This window comes from Cupriavidus mimosae, from assembly GCF_023952485.1.
Lineage (GTDB): Bacteria > Pseudomonadota > Gammaproteobacteria > Burkholderiales > Burkholderiaceae > Cupriavidus > Cupriavidus taiwanensis_C.
In genome coordinates this window covers 431,636-438,191 of record NZ_JALHRY010000004.1, presented here as the reverse complement: position 1 = coordinate 438,191, position 6,556 = coordinate 431,636, and the positions used below count along the sequence as shown (strand labels likewise).

5 protein-coding genes and 1 pseudogene are annotated in these 6,556 nt (G+C 65.4%); 4 read left to right on the top strand and 2 right to left on the bottom strand.

From position 1 onward, the window contains the following. From MKD50_RS10605 to MKD50_RS10590, 4 genes are all read left to right on the top strand, one after another. Window positions 1-577 (top strand): NAD(P)(+) transhydrogenase (Re/Si-specific) subunit beta (locus tag MKD50_RS10605; RefSeq protein WP_252667101.1); only part of this gene is annotated, 577 nt, incomplete at its 5' end. Between the two features lie 37 nt (window positions 578-614). Beyond that, the gene (locus tag MKD50_RS10600) at window positions 615-1,400 is read left to right on the top strand and encodes an SDR family NAD(P)-dependent oxidoreductase (RefSeq protein WP_240070670.1); all 786 of its coding nucleotides are present in this window, start codon (window positions 615-617) and stop codon (window positions 1,398-1,400) included. 11 nt (window positions 1,401-1,411) lie between these two features. Continuing rightward, the gene (locus MKD50_RS10595; RefSeq protein WP_252667100.1) at window positions 1,412-2,608 is read left to right on the top strand and encodes an acyl-CoA dehydrogenase family protein; all 1,197 of its coding nucleotides are present in this window, start codon (window positions 1,412-1,414) and stop codon (window positions 2,606-2,608) included. Then, entirely contained in the window at window positions 2,601-3,665 is a 1,065-nt protein-coding gene (locus MKD50_RS10590) for a phosphotransferase (RefSeq protein ID WP_252667099.1), read from the top strand. Before MKD50_RS10595 ends, MKD50_RS10590 begins: the two co-directional genes overlap by 8 nt. Window positions 3,666-3,878: 213 nt before the next feature. Here MKD50_RS10590 and MKD50_RS10585 read toward each other — a convergent pair whose 3' ends face one another. After that, window positions 3,879-5,309: an aldehyde dehydrogenase family protein gene (locus MKD50_RS10585; RefSeq protein WP_252667098.1), complete on the bottom strand. Its 1,431-nt coding sequence runs from the start codon at window positions 5,307-5,309 to the stop codon at window positions 3,879-3,881. A gap of 44 nt (window positions 5,310-5,353) precedes the next feature. Next, a pseudogene (locus MKD50_RS10580) lies at window positions 5,354-6,277 on the bottom strand (NAD(P)-dependent oxidoreductase); the annotation flags it as partial. Window positions 6,278-6,556: the final 279 nt, after the last annotated feature.

Below are 6,556 nucleotides of genomic sequence, written 5' to 3'. Positions count from 1 at the left end.
TGGCTTCGGCAGCGAAGCCGGCGCCGGCGCGACGGCCGGCGCGCAAGCCCAGCGCAACGTGAAGTCGGGCTCGGCCGATGACGCCGCCTTCCTGATGGGCAATGCGGAGACGGTCATCATTGTGCCTGGCTACGGCCTGGCGGTCGCGCGCGCCCAGCATGCGCTCAAGGAGTTGACCGAGGCCCTCACGGAAAAGGGCGTAACCGTGAAATACGCGATCCATCCGGTGGCGGGCCGCATGCCGGGCCACATGAACGTGCTGCTGGCCGAGGCCGAGGTGCCGTACGATCAGGTCTTCGAGATGGAAGACATCAACAGCGAGTTCGGCCAGGCCGACGTGGTGCTGGTGCTGGGCGCCAACGACGTGGTCAACCCGGCGGCCAAGACCGACCCCAAGTCGCCGATCGCCGGCATGCCGATCCTGGAGGCGTACAAGGCCAAAACCATCATCGTCAACAAGCGCTCGATGGCCGCCGGCTACGCCGGTCTGGACAACGAGCTGTTCTATATGGACAAGACCATGATGGTGTTCGGCGACGCCAAGAAGGTGGTAGAGGACATGCTCAAGGCCGCCTGAGCCGCAGCATTCGCAGCAATACAGAGGAGACAAGCAAATGAACCAGCAAGGACGCGAGCTCGGCCTGTTTGCCGATCTGGACGGCAAGGTAGCGCTGGTAACCGGGGCCTTTGGCGGCCTGGGCCTGCACTTTGCGCAGACGCTGGCGCGCGCAGGCTGCAAGGTGGCACTGGCTGGCCGGCGCGTGGCCGAAGGCGAGGCCGTGCTGGCCGACCTGCGCAGGCAGGGCGGGCAAGGCTGCGTGGTGCCGCTCGACGTCAGGGATCCGGCATCGGTCGGTGCCGCGTTCGAGGCGGCGCACCAGCAGCTGGGACCGGTCCAGGTAGTCGTCAACAGCGCCGGCATCGCCACCACCGGGCCCGCCATGGAGGTAGAGGAGGGCGCCTGGCAAAGCGTGATCGACACCAACCTGAACGGCGCCTGGCGCGTGGCGCAGTGCGCGGCGCGGATGATGCGCGCAGCCGGCGGCGGCAGCATCGTCAATATCGCGTCGATCCTCGGCCTGCGCGTGGCACAACAGGTGCCCGCATACACCGCCGCGAAGGCAGGCCTGATCCACCTGACGCGCTCGCTGGCGCTGGAATGGGCGCGTTACGGCATCCGCGTCAACGCGCTGGCGCCGGGCTACTTCGAGACCGACATCAACCGCAGCTTCTTCGAGAGCGACAGCGGCCGGGCCATGATCGGGCGCATTCCGCAGCGCCGGCTCGGCCGGCCCGACCAGCTCGATGGCGCGCTGCTGTTGCTGGCCTCGGATGCGTCCGACTACATGACAGGCACGGTCCTGCCGGTTGACGGCGGCCATTCCATCAACTCGCTCTGAGACAAATGCCCATGTTCACTCCCTGTCCCACCGAACGCAGCCGGGCCATCGCCGATCGCGTCGAGTCCTTTGTGCGCAAAGTCGTCGCGCCCTACGAGCGCGACCCCCGTTACGGTGCCCATGGCCCGTCGGCGGACCTGGTCGACGAACTGCGCGCCAAGGCGCGCGAGGCGGGCGTCATGACGCCGCACATCCTCGATGATGGCAGCCACCTGACGCAGCTGGAGACCGCAGCCGTGCTCAAGCGCTCCGGGCTGTCGCCGCTGGGTCCTGTGGCCGTCAATACCATGGCCCCCGACGAGGGCAATATGTTCCTGCTCGGCAAAGTCGCCACCCCGGAACAAAAGCGGCGCTTCCTCGACCAGCTTGTCAGTGGCGCAGCCCGCTCGGCCTTCTTCATGACCGAGCCTGCCGAAGATGGCGGCGCCGGCTCGGATCCGTCAATGCTGCAGACCACCGCGGTGAAGCGAGGCGACGAGTGGGTCATCAACGGGCGCAAGATGTTCATCACTGGCGCGGAAGGTGCTTCGGTCGGCATTGTGATGGCGCGCACGGGCGAGGAGGGTAAGGTCCAGTCCACCATGTTCCTGGTGGACCTGCCCGATCCCGCCATTCGGATCGAGCGTGTGCTGGACACCATCGACAACTCGATGCCCGGCGGGCATGCCTTGATCGTCATCGACAACCTGCGGGTGCCGGCCAGCCAGGTGCTTGGCGAGATCAACGAAGGCTTCCGCTATGCCCAGGTCAGGTTGTCGCCAGCCCGCCTTTCGCATTGCATGCGCTGGCACGGCTGCGCCACGCGTGCGCATGAGATCGCCGCGGCCTACGCGACCACGCGCAAGGCATTTGGCAAGCTGCTGATCGACCATGAAGGCGTAGGATTCATGCTGGCCGAGAACCTGATCGACCTGCAGCAGGCGGCATTGATGATCGACTGGTGCGCCGGCGTGCTCGATGGCGGTGCCGTGGGAACCAACGAGAGCTCGATGACCAAGGTGGCGGTGTCCGAGGCGGTGTTCCGCGTGGCCGACCGTTGCGTGCAGATCATGGGCGGCTCGGGGGTCTCGCGCGACTCCATCGTCGAGCAGGTGTTCCGTGAAGTCCGCGCCTTCCGCATCTACGACGGCCCCACCGAGGTACACAAATGGTCGCTGGCAAAGATGATCAAGCGTAAGACCCTGAGCGGGGAGGCGAGCCATGGCTAGCGCGCAGGCGTTCGCCGGCACAGGGCCGGTGCGCGACCAGCATCGCTTCGAACAGGCTGCGCTGGAGCGCTGGATGGCGCGAAACGTGGCGGGATACGCCGGACCGCTGACGATCGACCAGTTCAAGGGCGGGCAGTCCAATCCTACCTATCGCCTGCGTACGCCCGGGCGCAGCTATGTGCTGCGACGCAAGCCCCCCGGCGAGCTGATCAAAGGCGCCCACGCCGTGGAACGCGAAGCAAGGGTGATGGCGGCGCTGGGCCAGGCGGGCTTTCCGGTACCCCGGATCCACGGGCTTTGCACCGACGACGCGGTGATCGGCAGTTGGTTCTTCGTCATGGATCTCGTTGAGGGCCGGATCTTCTGGGATGCCGGTTTTTCCGATGTGGCGCCGGGCGAACGTGCGGCCTACATGGACGCCATGAACGCAACCCTGGCCAGCCTCCACACCATCGATCCGGCAGCCATCGGCCTGGGTGACTACGGCAAGCCTGGCGGGTACGTAGCCCGTCAGGTCGCGCGCTGGTCGGCGCAGTACCGCAGCGACGAACTGGCCGGCCGGCATCCTGCGATGGACCAACTGGTCGACTGGTTGCCCCGGCATCTGCCCGCCGCCGATGAGGTTGCCATCACCCACGGCGATTTCCGCGCCGACAACCTGATCTTCCATCCCACTGAGCCGCGGGTGCTGGCGGTGCTGGACTGGGAACTGTCGACGCTGGGCGATCCGCTTGCCGACTTTGCCTATCACGCCATGATGTTCCGCATGCCGCCCGATATCCTGGGCGGCATCGCGGGGCGGGACCTGGCGGCGGCGGGATTGCCCGACGAGGCTGCCTATGTCGAAGCCTACTGCCGCCGTACCGGGCGCCAGGGCATTGGCAATCTGGATTTCTACATCGCTTTTAACATGTTCCGCTTTGCAGCGATTCTCCATGGCATCAAGGCCCGCGCCGCACGCGGCACGGCGTCCAGCGCCGACGCGCGTGCCATGGGCGAGCGCTTCGCGCGGGTGGCTGATCTCGCTTGGATGCAGGCGCAGCGGGTTATGGCTTGAGCAGGCGGCGTGAGAGCCTATGGTGGCTGCCGAACGGCTGGCAGCCACCTCCGGAATCTACTTGATTTGACATAACACTTATTATGCGAAAGTCCGCTGTTAGACCCAAATAGTAATGTCGTACTTGAGCCAAATAGAAATGTCGTACCCCCTTGCCAAGGCTGGCATGCTGGCGGCATTCCGTCCATCCGAGACCCCCCATCCTCAAAGACACTACAGCCGAACGATTACCGACTTCAACTGTGTATAGTGCGCAAGCGCCTCCATGCCCTGTTCGCGCCCATAGCCGCTCTGCTTGAAGCCACCGCATGGCGTCTGCACGAAGCCGCCGCTGTACTCGTTCACGACGATCCGGCCGGCGTCAAGGGCAGCGGCGACGCGATGGACGCGGCCGATGTCGCGGCTCCAGATACCGGCAGCCAGTCCATAGTCCGAATCGTTGGCAATGCGGATGGCGTCCGCCTCGTCCTCGAACTGGATGACACAGAGTACGGGTCCAAAGATTTCTTCGCGCGCTATCTCCATGTCATTGGTGACGCCCAGGTAGACGGTCGGCTCGATGAACCAGCCCTCCCCGGTCTGCGGCGCCTGCGCCATGCTGCCGCCAACGGCCGGTACAAGCCCGAGGCGGTGGGCCAGGTCAAAGCTTTGCTGGACCTTGTCAAACTGGGCGCGTGTAGTCATTGGCCCATAGGACGCTTCGGAGTCGGCCCCAACGCGCACGCCGGCGACTGCAGCCAGCAGCTTGTCGACAAAGGCGTCGTGGACCGACGACTGGACCAGCAAGCGCGTGCCTGCCGCGCACCACTGTCCGCCATTCCAGGTGAAGGCCGTAGTGCATCCCTTTGCCGCGGCATCCAGATCGGCGTCCGCGAAAACGATATTGGCCGATTTTCCGCCCAACTCGAGCGTCAGCGGCAGGATGCGGTCAGCGGCGATCCGGCCCAATTCCCGGCCCGCGCGCGTGCTGCCCGTGAATGAAATCTTGCGCACGTCGCGATGTCCGGCCATTGCCGGTCCGAGCGCTGGCCCGGTCCCGACCACGACGTTCAGGACGCCAGGCGGCAATCCGGCCGCTTCAGCCAGCTTCGCAAAGGCAATCAGCGAACCGGAAGTGAATTCCGATGGCTTGGCAACGACCGCGTTGCCAGTGGCAAGCGCGGGCGCGATGGCGCGGGCGGCCTGATGCAAGGGCGCATTCCAGGGGAGGATCACGCCGATCACGCCGAACGGATCGCGTCGTGTGTAGACATGATAGTCCGGTCCGGCGTTGATCACTTCACCGTCCATCGTATTGACGATGCCACCGTAGTACTCGAAGTACTGCGCGATCAGCGCCATCAGTTGCGGCATCTCGCGCCCTGGCTTGCCGGTCTCCGCGCTTTCGATGCCGCCCAGGGTGTCGATGCTGTTGCGCACCGCGCGGCCGATCTCGACCAGGATGCGGCCGCGCTCGGCGGGTCGCATTGCCCGCCAGCAAGGCAGCGCTGCCGTCGCCGCGGCAACGGCAGCGTCGACATCTGGTTCGCCGCTATCCGCCACCTCGGACAGCGCGATGCCAGTGCGCGGGTCTGTCTTCTCGATATACCGGCCGGTCGACGGCGGCACATCGTTTCCACTGATGTAGTTCAGCACTCTGTTCATATGCTTCCTCGATAAAGACTCAGGCGGTTGGTGTTGCGGTCGCTTCAGCGCTGCTCATGGCGGCCCTGGACCTTCCCGATGGTGGCGCCGGCCAGCTTCTCGAGCTGATGGACGACGCGGGTCATGTCGTCGCCCCCGGCACCGTCGGCAACGGCCGTATCAAAGAACTGCTTGACGACGGCGGACGCGAACATCGGCGCGCCTACGGCCTCGGCTTCGCCGAGCGCCAGCCGCAGGTCTTTGCGCATCAGGTCCATGCGAAAGCCGAAGTCGAACTTGCGCGACAGCACCTTGTCGGCAAGCAGGGTCTGGACCGCAAAGCCACGCGCCGTGGCGCTTTTGGAGAGGACTTCGAGGATGGTGTCCGCAGGGATGCCGGCCTTCACACCGAACAGCACGGCCTCGGCCGCCGTCACCAGCGCTGAGCCGGCGATCATGTTGTTGACCAGCTTGAGGGTCTGACCCAGCCCCGGCCGCGCGCCGAGATATGCGATGTCGCCCGCGAATGCCTCGAGCGCCGGCCGCGCAGTGGCGAAGGCGCTGGCATCGCCGGACACCATCACGCTCAGGGAGCCCGACTCAGCGCGTGCCACGCCACCGGCGAGCGGTGCATCCAATGCCTGGATGCCATGCTGCGCCATTGCGGCGGCGAGCCTGCGCGTGACGGTCGGTCCCGTGGTCGAATGGTCGACGAACACTTTCACGGCGCTTGCGCCCGCGACCCCACCTGCACCGGTTGCTACCCCTTCGACGATATCGGGCGTCGGCAAGCAAACCATCACCACCTCGGCGTGGTCGCCAACGTCGCGGGCGCTGACACCGCGCGCAGCGCCGATACGCACCAGTTCATCGACCGCCTGGACATTGCTGTCGAATACCGTCACGGGCAGTCCGTGTTGCACCAGGTGCCGCGCCATGTGCCTTCCCATGGCACCCAGGCCGATAAAACCGAACGTCGTCATGCCGAGTCTCCTTGCCGCTGCGGGGCGGCCCTGTTGTGGTAAATGGCGTGAGGCGCCACCTGTGTGCCACGGATACTAGGGGCCCTGCCGCGCCGCTTCAATCGACATTTCTTACTGGGTCGATTGAGTTTTCCTCAAGCTCGCTTTGCCCGGCTTTGTGGGTTACATCGGTTGCAGAAAACTCAAGCGTCCGCTCAAAAAAAGTCGTTTGAGCCGGTCTCGTCCCGCCACCTACGATGCCCAACGTGCCGGGCTCTGTCGATCCGGACATGCGAATGCGCCAAG